We start from the raw sequence: 20,879 nt of genomic DNA, 5'->3' as shown, positions 1-20,879 counted from the left end.
GGCACCCTTAACACGAAGCGAAACACTCAAACAAGGATTTGCCCCATGAGCAAAGTCGAAACATTCACCGCACCGGAAGCCATCGAAACCATCGCCCTGTCTGATCTCTACCTGTCCGATCTGAACCCACGACAGGAGGCTGCCGAGGACGGCATCGCCCTGCTGGCTAATAGTCTGGTCATGTGTGGCCTGATCCAAAACCTAAGTGGCCTGCGCGATGCGGATGGCAATGTTGCCATCGTTGCCGGTGGCCGCCGTTTGCGAGCTCTGAACATCGCCGTGACCGAGCGCGCCGATCTGGCACAGGTTCCCGTGAAGGTCACCGACAACCCGTTTGTGGCCGAACAATGGGCCAATGCGGAAAATACCGCCCGCGAGGAACTGGACCCGGTGGACGAGGTTCGCGCCTATGGCAAGATGGCGGGGAAATCTCTGTCTGTAGCCAAGATCAGCAATGCGTTTGGTGTGACCGAGGCGCATGTGCGCCGCCGTCTCGCGCTAGCTGGTCTGCCCGCCGCCGTTCTGGACGCGCTCAAAGCGGGTGAGATCAGCATGGGTCTGGCGAAAGCCATGACCGTGAGCACTGAGGAAGAGAAAATTCTGGAGGTGCTGGAACAGGCCAAGGAGTGCCGGTGGTTCAGTGAGCATGATGTCAAACAAGCCCTGACGTCGGAAGCTGTCAGCAGCACCAACCGCAAGGCGGTGTTTGTGGGGCAGAAGGCTTATGTTGAAGCAGGCGGCACCGTCACCGCTGATCTCTTTGCAGATGAAACCCTGTTCAATGATGGCGCGCTACTGGATCGTCTGTTTGCCGAGAAACTGACAGCAGAAGCAGCAAAGCTGCGCGAAGCGGAAGGCTGGGAGTGGGTGGAGACCCATGATGAAAGCTACATCCCCTATGGGTTCGCAGGCATAGAAGGCATGCACCGTCTGGACATGGTGAGCCGGGACTTCACCGAAGAACAGGCCGAACGGTTTGACGAACTGGCCGAGCTTTATGAGGCTGAGGCTCTGGACGCGGATGGCGAGAAGGAGTTTGCAGCGCTCGAAGATTATGCCGCGCCGTTCTATTCCGACGATCAGCGCAAGCTGTCTGGTGTGTTTGTCTATGTTGGCAACACCGGCGAGATCAAAACATCCTCGGCCTACGTCGCGGCGGAACATTTACAGGCCGCCATTGAGGCCGGAGTTCTGGCCCCGGTTAAAGAGCCAGAGGCTGTAGAGGCACCAAAACCGGCCTATTCGCAGAAGTTTATCGACGACATGGTGGCGATCCGGCTGGCAGCGGTTCAAACGGCTTTGCTGGACAAGCCGGATTATGTGCTGAGCCTGTTTGCCTTCTATGCCACCCCGGCATCCGGTCTGACCAGCAACCTATTTGGGTTTGGCTATGGCGGCGCTGAGCGAAACACGCCGGAAATCGACGACCAGTTCATCCTCGACCCACGTCTTGGCGGGGAGCGGGATGAAGCGGCAGATGCAGCCTATGACCAATTCCAAGAGATGGCCGCTCAAGGCAGCGTGGAGGCGTTCAAAGCGTTTCGCGATCTGGGCAAGAAGACCCGCAACGGTGAGATCACAACATTTCTGGCCCGGCGGTTCCTGACCCAACGCCCGGAGTTCATGGCAGAGATCGAAGCAGAGGTTGGTGCTGACATGCGCACGATCTGGACACCGTCCGCTGAGAACTGCTTCAAACGGCTGAAAGGCTGGCAGCTGAACGATCTCTACAAAGACCTGCTGGACCTGCATGTTGACACCGACATGTTCAAAGCCTTCGCGAAATCCAAGAAAGGCGTGAAGAACGAAGCGATGCACAAGTTGTTCAACGACAACGTGCATCAAGCGGCACTGGGTGTGACCGAGGCACAGAAAGCCCGGATCGACGCCTGGGTGCCGGACTGCTTTTGAACCCAACAGGGCAGGGCGCATTGCGCCCTGCCTCTCAATCTCTGGCTGTGTCAGTCTCAATGATAAAAACTCAAAGTGGCATTGCGCGAACGTCCCGTCGCGCATAGCTATCAGAGGTCGGCCACCCGGCTCATTTTCTAAAGCGATCACTTGATCAGAACGGATTTGGATAGACCCATGGACACCTCATCAAACAAGCTCGAAAAAGCCGCTCGCCGCGTCTGGAAATCCGCGCAGATGTTTGTCGGGTTTCATACGGATCAGACAGGCAAACCGCGCGCGCAGCCAAAGCTCTGGCCGCCAAAGAACGGGAGCGCATCGATCCATAGCGACCCCAGCGCACAAGAGGCGATTGTTGTTGTGAGGGCCGCTGACCCGGAGGCTTTCCATGACGTGCAGATCAAGCTGCATCCGAACCGAATTGTTGTACGGCGCGATGCGGATATGTGGTGGCAGGGTGTTGCCGTGGATGAGCATTCCGTGACGGTGCGAATGGCCGACAATACGATTATTGAAATCCGACATGACGGGTCGGTCAAACGCCGCTCGGCGGAAGATGAAACCCATGTCGAAGCGGATGGCAGCATCTTCAAGTTCACCGAGTTTGCCGAGGCTCATATGACAGGTGACGGCGTGGAAATGACCCGGCGCACCGAGGATCGCATTGCCACGATCACCGCCGACGGTGTTGTCGATCGCGCGCGCAAGCGTTAGCCTGCACTCAATACCTCCAGATTTTCCTTCGGTTCAACTTGTGGCCCGCTTCGGTGGGCCTCTTTCTTGGAGCGGTATCGTACGGCCTCCGCCCATGTGCTGGTCACGCCGACATCCGCGCGTGAGATAGGTCACGTGGGTTGTCGCGTTATCTCGGCCAAATCCACCCCGCCAAATTGAGTCCGGCTGATCACCTGATCCGCGCGAGCGCGGTCCAGGGCCGGACGGTCCAGTCTTTGGCCTCCGCCAACTGGAAAGGGCGACTTGCGCCGCCAATGATCCTTCATTCTTTGACTCGAGGGTCATACCGATCCGGAAAGGCCACTCGCACTGGAACTGTGCACTGCTGCGCCAGTGTCGGATCGAGGTGATGTTGCCGCCATAAACCACATCGTGCCGTTCAGATGTTCCGCGCGCAACGATCCCAGAATGCCTTGCCCTTCATCTGGTCTGACAGTTTCAATCTCGTTGCCGGAGAAGATCCTCGGCTGCCGTGTTTCTGTAGTGATGAACATAACCGGGCAGTCGGGGAAGACGCGCGGCGCCCGGCACGGGCGCTGCGCTTCAACAGGGAATTTCCCCTGCGCCTGCGGCGCATTCCGCGCGGACCAAATTCCCTGCTGACATCCCCTTCTGTAATGGGGCGTTCAATTTCAAGCAGAAAGAGTCGCACAAAAACATGGCCTTAGGCGGATGCCGTGCCATTTCCAATTTTGGGTAGCCTTTTATTGGCCGGGTGAGAAGTCGAATTTGGCCTAACTCCTGAGTTCGAGTCTTGTTCAGAGAATTTCCATCGCTGGGTAAATGCTTCTGTCCGTAGTCAATTCCAAAACTGGATCGCTACTTGATACGTAGTCCTAGCAGGATTCAAGTGCCCATCTTAATGTCGTGCTTGGTGTTGGTGGCACGGGGGATGTCACGGCATCATGAGCCCACGTCCCAGCGAGGGACCTCCGATGGAGACTGTTTCGTCAGTCGCCAGTTCTCCTTTTATGGATGATTTGGTTGCTTGGGCTTATTCATGTGCTGACATTGCACCACATCGCGTGAACTCGAATTTGGTTCTGTGCAGCCACATGTTATGCAGGACAACACAGATACGCCGTGCCAAGGCTACAGTCGCTCGTTTCTTACCCCGCCGGCTCGCAACACGCAGGGCCCAAGCTGTCAGCCAATTGTATTTCGCGTTATTGAGCATCACCGTCGCTGCTTGATAGAGCGCCGCTCTCAGCGATGTGTCGCCAGCCTTTGTGATGCGACCAACGATGTCCGTTTCGCCAGATTGGTTTCGCTTTGGCGTGAGGCCGGCCCAGGGACCAACATCTTTGGAAGATTTGAAGCGGCCCGGATCATCAATGGCAGATTTGACCGTCAGGGCGACAATTGCACCAACACCGGGCATGGTTATCATCAGTTGAGAAACAGGGTCACGCTTGGCAAGGGCAAGCAATTGCCTGTCTAGTTCAGCAAATTGCTCTTTCATTGTTGTCCGGGCATTCAATGTCACCACCATCGCCAATTCCAGCATTGGGCTCCCGTTAGCCAGCTCTCGAATGCGGGCTTCATATTTTCCTTTAGAAACCTTGCCGACTTTTAGGCCGAAATTGCGCAAAACGCCTCGGATTGACAGTTCAAGATTTAGAATGCCTCTTTGCAAAGATCTCCTGGCGGTCAGCAGAGCACGCGTTTCCTGCGCGGAAGCTGACTTACAATGCACAGGTCGGTACCATCCTGTCTGAAGTAAGCGCGCGATCCCTTCTGCGTCGCGTCGATCTGTCTTGATCGGCATGGCTTTCAACACGCTCTTGACGTGCCGCGTTTCCATCAGAACTGTGTCAAAGCCAGCATCCGTCAGATGTTTATGGAGCCACTGTGATAGAGGTCCAGCCTCCATTCCAACACACAGAACGCTACCTTCGATTTCCTCCAACGCCTTGACCAACGCTTCGGGTTCACTTGCAGCCGCTGTCGCCTGCGAGATTTTCCCATGCTCCGACACCACGCAGACTGCGGTGCTCTCCAAAGATACGTCCAATCCGATAAACACGTTCATGCCGATGACCTTCCATTCTTAGGGATTGAGGCGCACATCGTTACACGAGCCGGTATTCACGCTAACGCGTATCAAGTGAACCGACATTTCTCATCAGCAGTCAAAGCAATCGCCAACGGTAACGAGAAGTGTAAAGCCCCATTACCGTATCTTGATGCCCGCTTTTCCCATGTTCATCGAAACACGTCATAGCGAGGATCAAACAATGGCAACTCAAACTCTGAAACTGAACGTCAAGACCGGTGAAAAAGAAGGCAAGACTTTCTGGGACCGCTGTGGGGTTCTCTTCGCTAATACCGATGAGACCGGCAACATCACCTCGATTCAGGTCAAGCACAGCATGTTCCCCGGTGTCGAGATGGTGGCCTTCCCGAAGCGCACCGATGACGAGCCCGTCACCGAATGACGAGAGGGCAGGGCGGCGCAAGCCGCCCTTTCTTCTGCTCCGGCCAAAACCCGGACCACATATGCGCCACACGTGGCGCGCGGCCCAACGGCCGGGCAGGGGAGGTGGCCCACCGCAACGCGGCAGCTCTAACCCCTGCCACACCCGCCGCGCAGGCGGCGGGATAATGAGCGCGCTGAGGCGCGCGGAAAATGCCATACTGAACTTGAACGTGCCGGTATCTGACGGGCGCTGTTCGGGCAGCCCCCGCTTCGCGTGATTGCCCTGCGCCAGTCCACCGGCACCCACGCCTGTTGGTTGGAAAAGGGGCGGGACCCTTTTCCCGGCGTGGAGATTGCCTCCAAGAGCAAAACTGTTCCGGCGGCGATTTGAGAAATGACGGATTTCTAAAATCACCCCCGGTTTCCTCTTGGAGAGTATGACAGGATAAGGTAGTTGTGTTACAAATCACAAATACAACTAAAGATTGATTGCGATTTGACCGAGAGCAAAACTTCTGACACCACCGTCTTTTCCGTACGTTTGCCAGTGGATGCGCTGGAGCGTCTTGAGGCGGCTGTGACCGTGCTGGGAGCCAAAAGCCGCAACCAGATCATCCAACGACTGATCTATCGCCTGATCGGTTATCTCGATCCTGACCCCGCTGTTGTGGATCTCTGGCAGAAGCACTTGCGGCAGGTTCAGGGTGGATACACCAACCTCAACCAGCTTGCGAAATCAGCCAAGCGTGGCTCGGTCATCTGGAAGGATGACGACCGGCGCGACGTCGAAAATCTACATCGCGCGATCATCCAACACCGGCAAGACTTGAAAGCAATGATCACAGCAGCCCGCCGAAACCGAGAACCAGAATCCGCCATTCGCCGGATTTTGCGCGACGACGATTGGACACCTGAAGAATGAACGCCGCTGCCCACGATCTGACAGCAGGAGACTTCCTAGAGCTTGCCTTCCGCGAGGCTCAGAAGGGCGTTGATCGTTCTAAGCAGATCACTCAGCAGTCGCAGACTGCCAGGCGCATTAAGTTCATGATCTCGCGGGCCTCATCCATCAAGGCGCGGCTTGGTGCCGTGGTTGGCAAGCCTGAGGCAGTTGTGAAACACGTCCGCAAAGGTGGGGTGAAAAACGCGCATGAGCTGCGCCGCCAGATCAACTATCTGACCGTCCGCGCAGAGGGCGTGTTGGACATCCGAGACAATGGCGTGACCCCGCTCGATGCGGATCAGGTCAGCGATTTGATCGAGACCTGGGCGGAGGATTTCAACGGGAAAACCAACTACGGTTACACCCGTCACATGATCGTTTCTTTTCCCGAAGGCACCTATCCGGACGCCGCTCATGAGGCCGGTTTGGAGTTCGCAGATCGACTATTTGGCAGCGGTGATTTTGGGGATACCTGGGACTACCTGACAGTGTTCCATAACGACACTAACAACCCCCATGTCCACATCGTTGTGAACAACCGAGGCGTCGAACATGGGCAGTGGTTGGCTATGGGTATGAGCAGCGAAATGAACATCGACGTCCAGCGCTCTATCCAGGTCGAGATTGCTGAGGAATACGGAATTGAGCTGACCGCAACGACCCGCCTTGAGCGCGGATTGCGGCAGGAAGTTGAGACGGACACGTGGAAAGTTCAGGCCGGAATGTCGGTTGTTGAAAGCACTCCGGAAGTCGAAGTTACGGCCCGCGACATGGCCGCCGATGTGATGACCCTATCCATCGCAAGAATGTCGGATCTGTTTGATGAGCGCGCCAACGCCATCAAAGACCGGATCGAAGAGTTTGCCATCCAACTCGTTGAAAGTGAGGAACCTATGGTATCGAGAATGGAACATCTACTAGACCAAGCCCATCATTTTGATGATTACGGTGAGCCGGGAGACCCGTCGTATGTGTCCCCGGAAGTCATGAGCAACTTGCGGCGACACATCGAATTAGGCGGTTCTGAAGAAACAATCGCGCCCGAGCTGAAGGCTCAGGTTGTTGCCCATATCAGCGACGTTCGGGGCAACGAACAGAGCCATCCGTATCTGTCTACCCTTGCTGATATTGTCGATGACAAGGAGTTCCAGGCGTCCGCAGATTATGCCCCGGCAGCACGCCGCTACGAGGTCTACATGCAGGACACCTTGGGCGAGGGGGCCTATGAGGACTTCCAGACTCAGACGAAAGAATTGCTGCAATCCATCGACAAGATGGAAGGGCTGGCCCGTGAGGTTGACGACCCAAATCTGCGTGTCGCTATGGACATTCAGATTGGCGAGCTGAAGGGCGACGTTGCGGATCTGCGCACCAACGATCCGGACCTTCAAGCCTTCATCATCGAAGACCGGCGCTATTCCACGAAGATGGGAATGGGCACCGCTGAAATGGATGCCCTCGACTATCCAGAGGCCGAACAGTGGGCGGCGATCCGCAAGGAAGTCACCGAAACGGCCAGCAGCTACGGCCTCGATGGCGAGGCGTTCGTTGCCCGTTTTGGCGACCATCACAACGTCACTTTGGGCACTACAATGGGATGGCGCAGCGACGATATTTCGACCGCCGCAGCCCACTTCCAGGCTCAAGGATTGTCGGACAGCCACGACCGCGCAGAGGCCGTTGTTGACGAGCTGCACCAGCTTGCTTCTTCCAAGATCATCGCAATCTCAGAAGAACTTTCAGACGTTCACGCCCACGCAACGCACCCGCTCTTGCAGGGGCGGGGCGACGATGACGGTCACAGCCTATAAGGAGTTCACCCGGTCTGCCTGATGAGCGCGCCAACGCCGTAGGCAGATCCATCACAGAGTTTTCCATCAACTCGCAAAGGAAAAACTATGGTTTCTCGTACAGATTATCTTTTGAACGAAGTCGAACACTTCGCACCCTATTCCCAATTTGATCAATCCGCCCCGCGCGAGGATCGCGTTTCAGAGCAGATCGACATCATTAAGAAAGAACAGCATGCGATGGGCTTTGATCGTGCCGCCATCGCTTCAAAGAGCTTCGACATTGAGGACCAGGCCTACCGCCGTGTTGACGAACACACGGCGCAACAAAATCTGGTCGAAGAACTGAAAATCGAATTGGAGGCTGCGGAGCGGTCGGGGGAGCCGGTTGATCTGCACGATATACAGGCTTTGGTTTCTCAGCACATGAACGATGCTCAGGAATACGACCTGTATCATCCCTACTATTCGTCTCTTGCGGATCTGTCCGGCGACAAAGGTTTTCAGGATTCCGACGACTACCAGTCGCCCGGTGATCGCTATGTTCAGTATATGCAATCCGCTCTGAGTCAGGCCGGTTTCAAGAACTACGAACAGCAGACCAAGGACATCGTGAACTCCATCGAGAACATGGAGGCTCTTGCACGAGAGGTCGAAGATCCGCATCTGCGTGCCGCAATGGACGTGCAGATCGGAGAGCTGAAGGGCGATGTTGCCGAGCTACGCCCATACGATACCGACCTGCAGGCGTACACTGTTGCTGACGACAGTTACACCACATCCATGAATGCGGCCGAGTTGGACAACCTGGACCCGTCCGAGACCGAAAAATGGCTGGCGGTGCGTGACGACATTGTTGCAACCGCCAACAGCTTCGGACTCGATGGAAACAAGTTCCTGGCCCGCTACAACGATCATGACAGCGTTTCAGTCGGCACCACTGCGACTTGGCGAGACGCGGACATTTCCACCGCTGCCGCCCATTTTTACAGCCAAGGCGTTCCGGACAGCTACGAGCGCGCGGAGGCCGTTGTTGGTGAGTTGCACCAAGTTTCATCCAGCAAGATTGCCGCCGTGGTGCAAGAGATTGCCCATACCCGCGAACAGGCCACCCACGTCCATGAAGATGATGGACACAGCCTTTAACCACGGAGGACATGATAGATGATCGTTCGCACTCTGATCTTGCTCGCCGCCGTCGCAAGGACTTGGTACGCAACCAAAACGCACACAGAAAAGCGCCTCACAACTGAGTGGCGGCTTGCGGTAGTGAAATGTGTTGCCGGGAACAGTGAGATTGCAGCCCTGGAACAATGTGTGGTCCGGGTCGCCCGTCCATCGGCTGATACATCTGGTGCAGGAGGCTAATGATGTTGGCAGCAAACCAAAGCGATTGTGCAGCGCATTCAACTGTACATCTTGCGGCGATGATGGGGCACAACAACCCGCCTCCTGAAAAGGTCATTAAACCGCAACCTGATAGTGTTTTCGGGCTTCGGGCTGCATGGCTCAGGTTTGCAGAACAGAGGGAAATAGTCCGTCTTGCAAAGTTGCACGGGCGGATTAAGCGAAAAGAAGAAGCTCTGAAGAGACTAAGGGCCGAACGCACCACTATCATGAATCGGTGTATCCGGCGAATGCGCCGAGCTTCTGGCAAGAACTGAAGGCATCGAGCCTCGATTCAAAAAGGCCACCTTCGGGTGGCCCTTTTTTTGCCTCAAACCAACGCCGGTCTGATCTTTCGATTTTCATTCTCGGATTGCCGAAGTTGGCTTACCAGTCGCCTCAATTCTCTACTGGCTTCCGACCATCCGCCTCTGGTGGTCCAGGGCGGGATACGAGCTTGCAGCACCCGCCAATCTGGGCTTGAGCCGACAAACACCAGTTCAGGCCCTTCCGGATGAAGGCTGCATTGCCAAGGATCACCCAGCGGGTTTTGGTACACCTCAAGGTAGTTAGGTTCAGGCAGGCTAACACCCTGACCTCGGAGCCGTGCTGGTCGCGTCACCTCAAAACTCAAACGGATCTGCGGGCGTGTTGGCAGATGGTTCATTTGCGGCCAACCATCATAAAGGAAGTGGGGAAAGCCTTCATGGCTTGTGTGATTGCCCCTTACCCCGTGAATTTGCCTTTGCTTCAGTATCCCAAGTGCTGCCTCAAAACTGGTGTCATGGACAATCAGGTGCATTGAACGCTGTTTGATTGGTCCGAACCATTCTGGCTCGACGGTATTGTCCAACATTATTCACCCAACCTATTCGCCGCCGCCTTGATCTTTTTGTCAGTGTTGTACTGACTCAGCGAGTACACGGCCCAAATAGCGGCCGGAATCCAACCAATGAGCGTCAATTGCAGGAGCAGGCAGAAAAAGCCCTGAAATGGGCGTCTGATCGTGAAAAACACCACAAACGGCAGCAAAATCGCGAGTATCAATCTCATCTGAAAAAACCTTCTGATAGTTAGACCGCTATGTTCTCACAAGCATGGTTAAACGCAGATTTACTTAAACAGCACCCCCGTCAAGCGGAGGCGCTACTTTCAGGCCGTTTAGCTCTCATTTTCTCCATCGCCAGATCTTTCGCTGACCGGCTTTTCCGCTTTGCGACCGTGCGCTGTGCATCAAATGCCGCCTGAAGTTCCTGATCTTTTTCCGAAACCTCTTTCACCGGGGCAGGGGCCGGTTTCGATTCAGCCAGCGCCTTTGCCGTGTCCCTGGCTTGCTCTGCAGCCAGATCGAGGTGTGTCCCCTTGATCTTCGGGCTTTCACCACCCAAGAACTGCACGAAATACGGATCTTCGAAATATCGAATCTTGTTCGCAATCACCGGCATCTTGCCTTCGCGGATCAGCACAACCTCATTTTCAGGCAGACGACCAACGTGTTCCGGCCGGAGCAGGCGAATGCCTTCCTCGCGTTCCGATATGCTGCCCATTTCCATTTTGCCGAGTGCCCGAGACTTCGATTTGCTCATGACTGTTTTATCACCGATGGACCTGGACACGTGCTCGCGGACCTCTGAATCCTCAGAGGCCGCAAACATCTGCGTCCCGGCGTTTGCCAACATTGCCCGCACGCCTTCATGCCCATAGATGTCCTGCAGGCGCGACAGCGTTTGCGAAATCACGATGATCCGACCACCGAACGATCGCATGGTGTCATACGCTTCAACGACGCGCTCAAGATGGCCGAGGCGCTGAAATTCATCGAGCAGCATCAATACCTTGAACGGCTCATCTTCGCCCGGCTCAACGGTTTCGATGGTGTTCACCAGATCGAGGAAGAACAGGCGAATGAGCGTCCGGAACTCTTTGACCTTCTTCCCTGGCACAGAAAAGTAGATCGAGGTGGGGCGCCGACGCAGATCCTCAAAGTTGATGTCATTGCCTTGCGTGGCTCTTGCCACAGACGGGTTACGCCAGAGCTGAAGGCCGGAGTTGTTCATAACCGAAATCGTTGACCGCAAGATTTTGGATTCTTCGGCTGCAAGATTCAGAAACTCATCTGCAGCTCGCGCATATCCAACTTCTTCAGCCATTTTCTCATAGTCCTTTTGCTTGGTCGTTTTGACCAGGCGCAGGACTTCGGAAATGTATGGCCGCTTTCTTCTTATAGCCAACATCGCCATTGCACAGAACATGCCTTCGACACCCCCCATAAAGCCCTGTGCGGACGAACTGGGCGTGTCGAACATCTGGGTTGCAACCTGAATCACTTCTTCCCATCGCCGGTCCAGATTGTCGGCACGAGCAGCACGGCGCAGAGGGTTGTAGCTGTGGCTTTTGTCGGGGTTTTCGGGATCGAACACAAAAACCTCATCGCCCATTTCTGCGCGCCGAGCACCGGTTGTCTGGAAAATCTCGCCCTTGATGTCCAGGACGACGCAAGAGCCATTGAAGCGCAGGACGTTCGGGATCACGAAGCCGCTGGTTTTACCTGACCCAGAAGGGGCAATGAACATCGCGTGTGGCTTCTGAACACCGGGGCCGGGTTTATAGTAGATCGCGTTTTTGTCTTTTGGCTGACCAAATTTGGCAAACACGATTTCACTATCCAATTGGTCCTTGAGCCTCAGCACCGAAGCGTATCCCTCCTGGACGAGTTGAGGGGCTTTGGCAAAGGTTGCATCACCGTATTTCGTTGAGGGACCACGCAGCGCAGCCGCCACGAATGCAAAGGTCAAAACACCCACCGCGACCACCGCCACCAGACCCATGATCTGCTGCGTCTCTGCAGGCTGTGCCATGAACTTCTCTGGGATCGCCCAGATGTCCAGCCCGCGAAAGCCTCTGGTGTTGATGTATTCGAGAGCCAGACCGACCACCAACACCGCGCAAGCCGAAGTAGCGATAAAGCCCATTGTACCGGCTATCGCTACCTTCTTGCCTTTTGGTAGATACTGAAACTCAGCCATCGCTCAGCTCGCGTTTGAAGAAGCACACGATGCCAAAATCTGCACGTGCGACACCAACCATTTCCCAACCTTCTTTGCCCAGCTTTGCGAATTTCTCGCTGGCGTCGTCGCGTTCCGAAAAGGGCACGTCTCGATACTCAAATTTCTTCATCTTTTGACTCCTTCAGATAAGTTGGTCAGCGGTCATCAGGGGCGGGAAAATCACGCCGTTGACCTTCCGTTCGTCCCCGATTTTCTTCATGTGAACGATCATGTGAATGGTGGCCCGGATGTCATCGACCACCTCTGACTTTTGGACGGTCGGAGATCCGCGCCGCACCATTTTGCTCATCCGTCCAATGGCATCTACGGGCGAGTTGGCGTGCATGGTGCAAACAGATCCATCGTGGCCAGTGTTCACCAGTTCCAGGAACATATTCGCGTCGTCGCCCCGGATTTCACCGCAGACGAGGCGGTCAGGCCGGAGGCGAAGCGCCGATTCCAGCAGCTTTGTTGGTGATCGAGGGCCATCTTCTTCTGAACGGTCAGCAAGCAGATCGACAGAATTGGGTTGCTCGATGTCCAACTCGGCCACTTCTTCAATCGTCACGATCCGTTCGCCCGGATCGACGCGCTTCAGCATTGCATTGAGAACAGTGGTTTTGCCAGACGAGGTGCCCCCGGCAATGATCACGTTCCATTTGCTAAGCATCGCAAGGTCGGCCAGCTCGTCAAAGTTCATTGTTCCGGCAGCGAGAGCAGCCCGCGCGTTTTCAAGCGCGCTGTGATCGTTGTTTTCTGCCAACGCCGCCTCTTTGCTGGCGAAACTGAACGCGCCCAGATCGACGGTTTTCACGCGGAGCAGGCGGATCGCCACAGACCCCACGCCGGTTGTTGCTGGCGGAATCACAACCTGCACCCTCGCTTTACCCTGCTGTGTAGGCACGTTGGCCGTCGCAATCGGCTTCTTTTCTCCGAATGTCACATCGCTGAAACCGGCCACGCAGCGCCCGATGTTTTCTACATCGTCTCTGTTCAGAGTGATGTCTGTCCTGGTCATGTGCGTTGTGCCCATTTCTTCGACCCAGACCGATCCGTCAGGATTCACAGAAATTTCGCTCAGGCTTTGATCGTGCAACAGATGCTCGATCTTGCCTGTATAGTATTCCAGAAGGCTATTCCCGTTCCGCCCGCTCATGTTCTTGTCCTTGTTAGAGCACTTTTTGGAACAGTGGAGGTTGCCTTCGCTGCCTCTCGGCTTTGCCTCGAACGCGAACGCACCTACACAAGATTCATTGATTCCAAAAAGTGCTGAATTTGCGTCAAAAAAGGCCGCTACCGCACTCGATCATGCTGGCAGCGGCCGGAAAGACCGCTGAGGCGGTCGGCTCATTGTCTCGCGCTCAGAAGCTATCGAACACAACGTCGCGCTGCAGGATCGCGTTGATACGACTGCCCTGATCGACAAAGATTGTCGGAGTGATGCGCAGATATTCATCAAGCGCCGCTGCCGTGGCGTTCTGCAGGTTAGACCCCACTTGAGTTGCCAGATCCGTTCTGACCGAGTTGTTGCTGTCGCTGTCAGACACCAGCGCCACAGGGGCAATACCGATGATCGACAACAATGCAGCCGTGCCGAAACGCTTCCCAAAGTGTGTGTTCACTCTGCCGGTTGCACCAGTCCGGCCTTGACCGTCCGTGCCAGCCGATCCGATCTGAGCTGACAGGCCGTCAGGCGTGATGACACGGCTCCAAACAATCATGATGCGCGTTTGCGCCAATGTCGTATCCGCTCGATACTCGCCATAGAGCTTCGATCCGCGCGGCAGAAGCAAACGAGTGCCGTCCATCGAGTAGACGCCACGTGTGATCGTCGCCACCACGCTACCGGGCAATTCCGAGCTGACCGCGCCACCGAACACAGCCGACAAAACCGTGCCTTGCGTTAAGGTGCGCGACGGATCGTCAATGATCGAGGCCACCACGATGGGGGGATATTCTTCGACCAGATTGTTTTGCCATGTCGTGTTTTGGTTTTCCTGATAGCCGCGCTGTTCTTCAGGCAGGCGGGTGTCGTCTGGCTGGACTTGAACCGGCTGCGGCGCAGCAGGGAAGGGTTGGAAAATGACCGGCTGCGATCCTCCATTGATCGGCTGGTAGTTTTGACCGGGTGCTTCCTGTGCCATCGCGCTTGACGCCAACGTGACCAGGGCGAGGGTGATTGCTGTTCTGTTCATCGTCAGCTCCATTAGTTTCTGCCGTATGGGTTTTCATCGAACACGATGCCGTCTGACTGGTTTTGGCGCTCGCGCATTCGCTTGAGTTCTTCAAGCCTGCGCCGCTCATCATCAGTCAGACCCGTAGTCTGCAAGTGGCTCATACTGGCGAGCGCCCGGGCCTCTGCATCAGCAACCGCCTGGGCAAGCTCAGTCTGAAACTTTTTCTCGCGCTCGTCATATCTGACCTGAAGGCGTTCATTGGTCAGGTTCAGCGTTGCGATTTCACCGTCTTTTTCTGACAGCGAAACTTTGGCGTCCGTCAGCTCGTCTTGCAGTTCAGAAATCCGACCGTTCTGTTGCTCGATAGTTTTCAAGGCTTGTTTCAGCCCTTCGGAATCGACCTGTGGCACTGCTGCCGGTGTTGCTACCGCAATTGTCTCTGGCAGAGCTTCGGGTTCGGGTTCATCGACCTCTGGCCCCCGTGCGGTCAAAAGCCCGTATCGCTCGCCACCACCTTGTTGCAAAGCGTCAACGCGGACACCCGTGTTCCCGCTTTTGCTTTCGTCGCCCATGACAAACCACACAAAGCCCAGGAACACCGCTCCTGCGACTGCAACGGTCATCAGCTTCTTAGGGTCGAACTTCTTCCGGACACGTTGAGACGGCTGTTCAGCCGCCGCCCGTGCCGCAATTGTTTGATCGCGGTTCATTATTTGCTGCCCCCCGGTTTAACTGTCTGTGAAGTGACGGGCCGACCACTCACGCTTGCCTGCTGAAACTCGTCGCCATCGTTTCGAACACAGATCGAAGTGTCCTCGATGCGCAGTGTCCAAAGATCTGAAAGGCCCTGCACCTGGATAATGCCGCGCTCTTTGACTGTGGTGTTCACCATCAGCTCACGTCCATCAGGCAGGACACGGAAGATACCCGGTAGCTCCGCATCCTGTGGGATCTGCATATAGGTGTGTACGCCATCATCCCAAACGGCGGTGGGCGCAAAGTCCGCTTTGCCCGAGCGCGAGTAGTTTTGGTTGACGAACCGGCCTGTTGGTTTCGGCTCGCTGCGTGCCACCGTGCCACGGCGTGTTGTGGTCCCGCCGCTGTTGTTCTTGTTATAGAACGTGACCCGAAACGGTACTCGTTTACGTTCGGCGGCGCTCTCGGCCGGAACCAGATAGAAGTTGTATGTCCCGCGATTGGTCAACACTGTCAGGTTCGAATCCGAGTTCAGGATTTCCGGCTTGAACGCAATAACGCGTCCTTCCTGCAGGCGAGTGATCTGAAAACTTTCAGTGTCACCCGCACCAATGCTGCGGACGGTTTCGCCCTGCGGAAAGTGAACATAGGTAATCAGGCGTTCACCCACAGGGATGCGGTACACCTGGTTCTCGACGTAATGGAAATGCGTGATGCGGTGATCCGCGTTTTTTCCGTCTGGCGTCGGTGTGATTTCAGCGAGCAGAGGCGTAGAGAATGCCAAAACTGCTGCGGCGGTGGCGGTGAGTGTTTTGAAAGAACGCTGCATCAGATGTCTCCCATTGCGTCTACGCGGTAGTTGGTGACGACGAAGCCGAATGGATTTTCCAAAAGTTCGTCCATCGACGTCACGATTTTTTCCTCAAACCCATAGGTCACTGTGACCACGTAGCGGGCTGAGGCCGTTGCTTGGTTTGGAACGATCAGGGACTTGCGGATCTCGACCTGCACCGTCTCATCGTTGACCGGCGAGACGCCCAGAATTTCGGTCTGCACCTTTGTCTTGGGCGTATAGATTTCGTCCGGATGGCTGTCGTTCGACCCATCCCACAGTTCGCGGTAAGACGTTTCGGCCAGCTCATCAGAACGACGCAGTACCGATTTCAGGCGCTCGTTGTTGTCCTGGACATCATAGGTTTCCCGGTCGCGCACATAGTTTGCGACTTCACGGAAGGCCATCGCTTCAGATGGTTCCAGTTCTTCGACCTTTTCAGTCAGCAGCACCGGGAGCTTTGTGTCCGGATCAATGGAGAATGGCACCGCCCGGATTTCCTTCAAGGGAAGGAGCATCGCCCAGCCAATAATAGAGGCCACGCCCATTGCCATACCGACCATGCCGAATACCTGCCATTTGAAGGCATCGCGGCGTGCGCCCAGAAAGAGTTCTTTTTCGTGATCTGTCACGTGTGACATTTGCTCTGTACCTCGATTTATGAAGATTTATTGGCGCGAGCTTGTCGAATGCTCTGCCGGTAACGGTCAGCGGCGTAGCTCTGACGAGCTGCCCCATCCTGATTGCGGGCTCTGTGCGCTATGTCCCGACGCGCTTGCATTGCGCGAGACGCGCTGTCACGAACGCCAGTCCCGTCACGTGCTGCGGAAGCCATAGCAGCGGCAGTTTTCCCACCGGCAACAGCACCGCGCGCGCCATCGCTGGCAGTGCCCAATGCACTTCTTGCGGCTGCAACCGCGCCGGTTGCCACAGCAAGACCGGAGGATGCCGAAACTATCGCGCCAGACATGCCGCCAGCCAGTGACGGGATTTGCGTGAGCATGACGATAGCCACGATGCAGATTGCTAGAAAACGCCCGCTCGCTTCCATGTCATTAACATCAGACAAGGAACCAAGCTCCGAAGCGAAAAGCGCCTGAATAAGAGAAACGATGCCTGTCAGAACGACGATGACCATGATCAGGCCAACGGTCGTTTTCGCCCAGGCTGCGAAGATATTGGCTGTTGCCGAGCTGAGTAGCGTTGCGATGAAAACTGGCGCTAGACCCAGCAACACCGCCAGACCGCCTTTTGCGATGAGTGCCATGCCAGTGCCAAAGGCAACGATGACTGCCCCAACAACCCAGAGAATAGCCCCGGTGATGCTCAGGCCCCAAGTCGCGTTTTCAATGGCCTGCTGGCCCATCAAGAAACACTGAAGCGCAATCTCATCCAACGCTTGCCATACATTAGTGGTTCCAGTGAGTGCCCCGGCAATACTGTCCGGCAAGGTTTGAACGCCTTGATAGATTGGTTGGAAAAAGGACCAGCTCGACGCCATTCCGATGATTATCGTCGCCCGAATGATCCAGCCTACATAACCACCAAACCCAATTTCTCTGATCTGAAGTACGCCGTTGATCAGCATCGCTACAAAGATCAGCGCAGCAATAGCCCAGAGGGCGGATGCGAGATCCGCCGCAAGGCTGGTGTATGCTTGCTGAGAAAAGTTGCTGATTGCTGATTCAATCGAGCTGACGAAATCCTGAATCACGGCCCACAAGCCTCCTCAATTACAGGGCGCAGCGCTTCCAAGCGTTCTTGCTGCGTTTCTTTGAGCGATTTGAGTTCGCTGGATGGCTTCGACCAGAAATCGCCCTGGTCTGCGCCCACCAACTCGATTGCAGCTTCGCGGCTAAGATTGCCGAGCGGGCATTCAGTGCTGAATGCTTCATCGGCTTTGCGCAGTCGGCATTGCTCAATGGCAAATTCATGAGCAGCTATCACTTGCTCATTCAGAATGGCATCGGTCCAGTTGCCAACGACATACTGTTGATCCGCGCCCTGACCAGCGTTGGCGAGCTGTTCAACCCCGTATTCCTTCAGGGGTTTTTTGAACGCTCGCACGCCCGAATAACCAAGACAGGTCCGATATTCCCCAAATGTCCAATCAACATTGGGGGGAAACGGCAGTCTGGCCTCCGCACTGGCCGACGACGCTAAAAGCGTCGCCGTCAGTGTGATCAGGGCGAAAGTGGTGCGGCTTTTCATTGGGTTTCTCCTCTTGCGTAATTGCTAAGCGTCTTTAGGTCCGCTGCGTTTGCAGCCAGATCCGTGCCCGACGCCAGGGCATTAGCCGAGGTTGCGCGCAAGATTTCAATTTCAACTTGCAGGAGTTTCAGGAGAACCGCCGTGTTATAGTCGATTGCATCCTTCAGATCTTCTTGCTGACCGATTTCACCGCGCAGTTTTTCAGCATCTTCGGAGAGCTGACCGGCCATGTCATAGCCATTCTCACCCAACGCTGACGCCATCAGGCCCGCACCACCACGCTCAGACAGGATGCGGCGAGCTTGTACATCCGATCCGCTGAACTCGGACAAGATGCCATCGTTCAGGCCGAGGTTGATGGATCGACGTTCCATTGCCTGCGCAGCGACATCGGGCAGGCCGGAGATACCGCCCTCCGCTGCATCCAATGCGTAGCCGAGCGTGTCAGCAGCAGTCGCCAGTTTCAAAAAGCTGCGGCTGTTGAACTCATCCAGATCCGTCAGGCCAGTGATAGTCTTGAACGAGTTTTCGAGCAGTGCCCGTTGCTGTTCCAGTTTCTCGTACTGTTTCAGTAGTTGCTCGTACTGGCGGACCATTTCAGCGATTTCTTTGGCCGAATTGGCGGCGTCCTGCGTAATGGATGCAGAGTCCACCACCGGAACACCCTGGGCCGACGCCATGACGGGCAGGGCGGCCAGAACTGTAACAGCAATGGTTGTGCGGAATTTCTTTGAAATATTCATCAGACAAGCTCCAGGTTTTCAGGGGGGGTCATGCGCTCAAAGTCGCAGGCGCATTTGCTGCGATAGCCCGAGTAGGTGCTGGTGCAGGCCGAGACAGCGGCCAGAACGACTAGGGCGATTACAAGGCGGGTTTTCATGTGATTTCCTTCCAGAAGTTGGGGTTTTTTCGCCAGTCAGGATCAGGGAACGATTTTCTGTCTGATCCGCTCAGAACACGGAGAAGCGGGCCGAGAGCGCCGACATCGACATCGAGCCAAACACTCTCATCACCTTTCTTCATGAGCATTACGCGGTCGCCAAAGTGCGCCCTCAGCGCGCCAAGCTCTGCATCGTTCAAACCGATGGCCCGGTAGTCGGCTTCATTGCCGGATCGGGATGGGAACAAGAGCTGCGTGCTCGTGTTTTCAAGGATCGACTTACTGGCCGCCGATGACAGGAGGTGATCGGGGATCTGCGTCATCATCATCATCATGACGTTCAGCTTCCGATATGTGGTGTAAGCGTTCTTGAGGATTTCCGCGCCGTAGGGATTGCCAGCAATCACCCATGCTTCATCAATGACAAAGACAGTGGGCACCTTAGAGGCACACCGGCGCTCGATCTGGCGCATGACGTAGCTGATCCATGCCAACCGCACCAATTCGTCATCCAGAACCTCGGAAATGTCGAAAACAAGATGACGGTCGCCAGCAGCAAACGGATCTGAGCCACCCTCGCCAAACATCCAGGACAAGCGGCCTTCGCCAGCCCATTCACTTGCACGCTTGTACAGGTTCTTGTCATCGTCAAAGGCTCTGAACCGTTCCACCAGTGAATCGAAGTTCTGAAGCGCAGGCGGCAAAGTGGCATTCGCTTGGCAAGCCCTTGTGATTTCATCCTTCTGATCGGTGGTCAGTGGTTCGTCATAGCTCAACAGGGCAATGACCCAATAGGCGAGCCAGCTTTGCCCAGCCTCATCCGTCTCGGTCTGAAACGGGTTCATGCCTGTTGGTTCGCCAACTCGGACGCGGGTGTACTGCGCCCCGAGCGCCCGCATCGGAGCTTCCATCGCCCGGTCTTTGTCAAAAGCGATGATCCGCGCGCCCTGTGCCACCGCCATAGTCGCCAGCAACATCGCGATCACAGTTTTACCCGAGCCGTTCGGTCCAAGAACGATCGTATGGCCGGAGGGCAGGTTTTCAGCGTCTTTGCTGGTCTTGGGAAGGTGCAGCGAAACATCGTAGCTGTCCCCGTGCGTTGTCGGGAAAGTCGCCAATGGCCCCGGCCAGGGCAGCTTTTCCGCATCCAAACCCTTTGGCCGCATGTGGAACGCAACCATGTCCGCAAAGTTCTGGTCCGTGATCAGTTCTTCACGAGGACGGAATGCGAAGTTGCCGGGGTGCTGCGCGAAGTACACCGACCGCGCCGACATTGCTTCGCGTTTGACCGTGCCGCCCGAAATCTGGATTTCACCGACGATGTGCTTTTCGGCGGTTTTCAGATCTTCTTCTGTCCCGAACACGCAGATCGACAGATGGTGCTTGCCGAGTGACATGGTGCCGGAGGCAATGCCGTCCGCCAGAATGGACAAATCCTCTTCAAGCGACTTCGCTTTGTCGCCTGCCGAGCGCATTTGTCCCGACTTGCGGCGTTCCATTTCCTGCGCCTGGGCGCGGCTGATCGGCAGGAAGGATTGCGAAATCACAACATCAACCGGCAGGTCCAGCCCGTCGAAAATGCCGGGGAACGAAGCCATCGGGTAATTCTTCAGGGAATACACACGGATGGAGCGTTCCTGATCGTCGCCTGTGACCAGTTTGCCGGTCTTGCCCTGAAACAGCACATCCTCTTGCGGCATGTTGAAGGCAATGGGTTCTGCAATGTTCGTGTGAATGATCGGCTGATACCGACCGTTCAACAGCATTCCATAATAGCCGAGCCAACGCCCCTCGCTGAGCTTCAGCCGGCGCACCCGGGCCTCGCCCAGCGTGCCCGCCAGTGTTGTGAACA

General features: G+C 55.7%; 22 protein-coding genes. 6 read left to right on the top strand and 16 right to left on the bottom strand.

Features of this window, described 5'->3' with window-relative positions; translation table 11 throughout:
- Window positions 1-45 precede the first annotated feature (45 nt).
- Together ABLN94_RS22635 and ABLN94_RS22630 are read left to right on the top strand one after the other, a co-directional pair.
- On the top strand, window positions 46-1,911 hold the full coding sequence (locus ABLN94_RS22635; protein ID WP_352996679.1) for a ParB/RepB/Spo0J family partition protein: 1,866 nt from the start codon (window positions 46-48) through the stop codon (window positions 1,909-1,911).
- 177 nt (window positions 1,912-2,088) lie between these two features.
- Complete coding sequence (locus tag ABLN94_RS22630) at window positions 2,089-2,625, top strand: hypothetical protein (RefSeq protein ID WP_352996677.1); 537 nt, start codon at window positions 2,089-2,091, stop codon at window positions 2,623-2,625.
- A gap of 131 nt (window positions 2,626-2,756) precedes the next feature.
- On the opposite strand, the gene ABLN94_RS22625 is transcribed toward ABLN94_RS22630, so the two are convergent.
- Both ABLN94_RS22625 and ABLN94_RS22620 read right to left on the bottom strand, forming a co-directional pair.
- Window positions 2,757-2,912, bottom strand: a complete 156-nt coding sequence (locus ABLN94_RS22625; protein ID WP_352996676.1) for a hypothetical protein — start codon at window positions 2,910-2,912, stop codon at window positions 2,757-2,759.
- 728 nt (window positions 2,913-3,640) lie between these two features.
- Window positions 3,641-4,678 (bottom strand): IS110 family transposase, encoded by a 1,038-nt coding sequence (locus ABLN94_RS22620; protein ID WP_352996674.1) that lies wholly within the window; start codon window positions 4,676-4,678, stop codon window positions 3,641-3,643.
- 205 nt (window positions 4,679-4,883) lie between these two features.
- On the opposite strand from ABLN94_RS22620, the gene ABLN94_RS22615 reads away from it, so the two are divergent.
- From ABLN94_RS22615 to ABLN94_RS22600, 4 genes are all read left to right on the top strand, one after another.
- Window positions 4,884-5,084, top strand: coding sequence for a hypothetical protein (locus ABLN94_RS22615; RefSeq protein WP_352996672.1), 201 nt, complete (start codon window positions 4,884-4,886; stop codon window positions 5,082-5,084).
- 477 nt (window positions 5,085-5,561) lie between these two features.
- Entirely contained in the window at window positions 5,562-5,987 is a 426-nt protein-coding gene (locus ABLN94_RS22610; RefSeq protein ID WP_352996670.1) for a hypothetical protein, read from the top strand.
- The gene (locus tag ABLN94_RS22605) at window positions 5,984-7,819 is read left to right on the top strand and encodes a relaxase/mobilization nuclease domain-containing protein (protein ID WP_352996668.1); all 1,836 of its coding nucleotides are present in this window, start codon (window positions 5,984-5,986) and stop codon (window positions 7,817-7,819) included. Before ABLN94_RS22610 ends, ABLN94_RS22605 begins: the two co-directional genes overlap by 4 nt.
- Window positions 7,820-7,906: 87 nt before the next feature.
- Window positions 7,907-8,944, top strand: a complete 1,038-nt coding sequence (locus ABLN94_RS22600; protein WP_352996666.1) for a hypothetical protein — start codon at window positions 7,907-7,909, stop codon at window positions 8,942-8,944.
- A 571-nt stretch (window positions 8,945-9,515) separates the two neighbouring features.
- Here the strand turns inward: ABLN94_RS22600 and ABLN94_RS22595 are convergent.
- From ABLN94_RS22595 to ABLN94_RS22530, 14 genes are all read right to left on the bottom strand, one after another.
- Window positions 9,516-10,040, bottom strand: a complete 525-nt coding sequence (locus tag ABLN94_RS22595; RefSeq protein ID WP_352996664.1) for a hypothetical protein — start codon at window positions 10,038-10,040, stop codon at window positions 9,516-9,518.
- Window positions 10,040-10,237: a YqaE/Pmp3 family membrane protein gene (locus tag ABLN94_RS22590; protein ID WP_271951236.1), complete on the bottom strand. Its 198-nt coding sequence runs from the start codon at window positions 10,235-10,237 to the stop codon at window positions 10,040-10,042. The genes ABLN94_RS22595 and ABLN94_RS22590 overlap by 1 nt, the downstream gene beginning before the upstream one ends.
- Before the next feature lie 80 nt (window positions 10,238-10,317).
- A complete protein-coding gene (locus ABLN94_RS22585) occupies window positions 10,318-12,210 on the bottom strand; it encodes a type IV secretory system conjugative DNA transfer family protein (protein WP_352996663.1) in 1,893 nt (630 codons plus the stop codon).
- Entirely contained in the window at window positions 12,203-12,361 is a 159-nt protein-coding gene (locus ABLN94_RS22580) for a hypothetical protein (protein WP_352996661.1), read from the bottom strand. The genes ABLN94_RS22585 and ABLN94_RS22580 overlap by 8 nt, the downstream gene beginning before the upstream one ends.
- A gap of 12 nt (window positions 12,362-12,373) precedes the next feature.
- Window positions 12,374-13,387 carry an ATPase, T2SS/T4P/T4SS family gene (locus ABLN94_RS22575; protein ID WP_352996660.1) on the bottom strand — a complete coding sequence of 338 codons (1,014 nt, stop codon included), beginning with the start codon at window positions 13,385-13,387 and terminating at the stop codon, window positions 12,374-12,376.
- A 205-nt stretch (window positions 13,388-13,592) separates the two neighbouring features.
- Window positions 13,593-14,426, bottom strand: coding sequence for a TrbI/VirB10 family protein (locus ABLN94_RS22570; protein ID WP_352996659.1), 834 nt, complete (start codon window positions 14,424-14,426; stop codon window positions 13,593-13,595).
- An 11-nt stretch (window positions 14,427-14,437) separates the two neighbouring features.
- Window positions 14,438-15,118: a hypothetical protein gene (locus ABLN94_RS22565; RefSeq protein ID WP_352996657.1), complete on the bottom strand. Its 681-nt coding sequence runs from the start codon at window positions 15,116-15,118 to the stop codon at window positions 14,438-14,440.
- Window positions 15,118-15,933, bottom strand: coding sequence for a TrbG/VirB9 family P-type conjugative transfer protein (locus ABLN94_RS22560; RefSeq protein ID WP_352996655.1), 816 nt, complete (start codon window positions 15,931-15,933; stop codon window positions 15,118-15,120). Before ABLN94_RS22560 ends, ABLN94_RS22565 begins: the two co-directional genes overlap by 1 nt.
- Window positions 15,933-16,577, bottom strand: coding sequence for a virB8 family protein (locus tag ABLN94_RS22555; protein WP_352996654.1), 645 nt, complete (start codon window positions 16,575-16,577; stop codon window positions 15,933-15,935). Before ABLN94_RS22555 ends, ABLN94_RS22560 begins: the two co-directional genes overlap by 1 nt.
- A 17-nt stretch (window positions 16,578-16,594) precedes the next feature.
- The gene (locus ABLN94_RS22550; RefSeq protein ID WP_170474353.1) at window positions 16,595-17,650 is read right to left on the bottom strand and encodes a type IV secretion system protein; all 1,056 of its coding nucleotides are present in this window, start codon (window positions 17,648-17,650) and stop codon (window positions 16,595-16,597) included.
- Entirely contained in the window at window positions 17,647-18,147 is a 501-nt protein-coding gene (locus ABLN94_RS22545) for a hypothetical protein (protein ID WP_170642041.1), read from the bottom strand. The genes ABLN94_RS22550 and ABLN94_RS22545 overlap by 4 nt, the downstream gene beginning before the upstream one ends.
- On the bottom strand, window positions 18,144-18,890 hold the full coding sequence (locus tag ABLN94_RS22540) for a type IV secretion system protein (RefSeq protein WP_352996652.1): 747 nt from the start codon (window positions 18,888-18,890) through the stop codon (window positions 18,144-18,146). Before ABLN94_RS22540 ends, ABLN94_RS22545 begins: the two co-directional genes overlap by 4 nt.
- Entirely contained in the window at window positions 18,890-19,027 is a 138-nt protein-coding gene (locus ABLN94_RS22535; protein WP_170417970.1) for a hypothetical protein, read from the bottom strand. The genes ABLN94_RS22540 and ABLN94_RS22535 overlap by 1 nt, the downstream gene beginning before the upstream one ends.
- Window positions 19,024-20,879, bottom strand: a 1,856-nt coding sequence (locus tag ABLN94_RS22530) for a hypothetical protein (protein WP_352996651.1), incomplete at its 5' end; no start/stop codon positions are given. The genes ABLN94_RS22535 and ABLN94_RS22530, both read right to left, overlap by 4 nt.

Origin of the sequence: Ruegeria sp. SCP11, assembly GCF_040329455.1 — a bacterium.
GTDB classification, from domain to species: domain Bacteria; phylum Pseudomonadota; class Alphaproteobacteria; order Rhodobacterales; family Rhodobacteraceae; genus Ruegeria; species Ruegeria atlantica_E.
The sequence above is the reverse complement of the archived record's forward strand: the minus strand, read 5'-3'. Positions and strand labels throughout refer to the sequence as shown.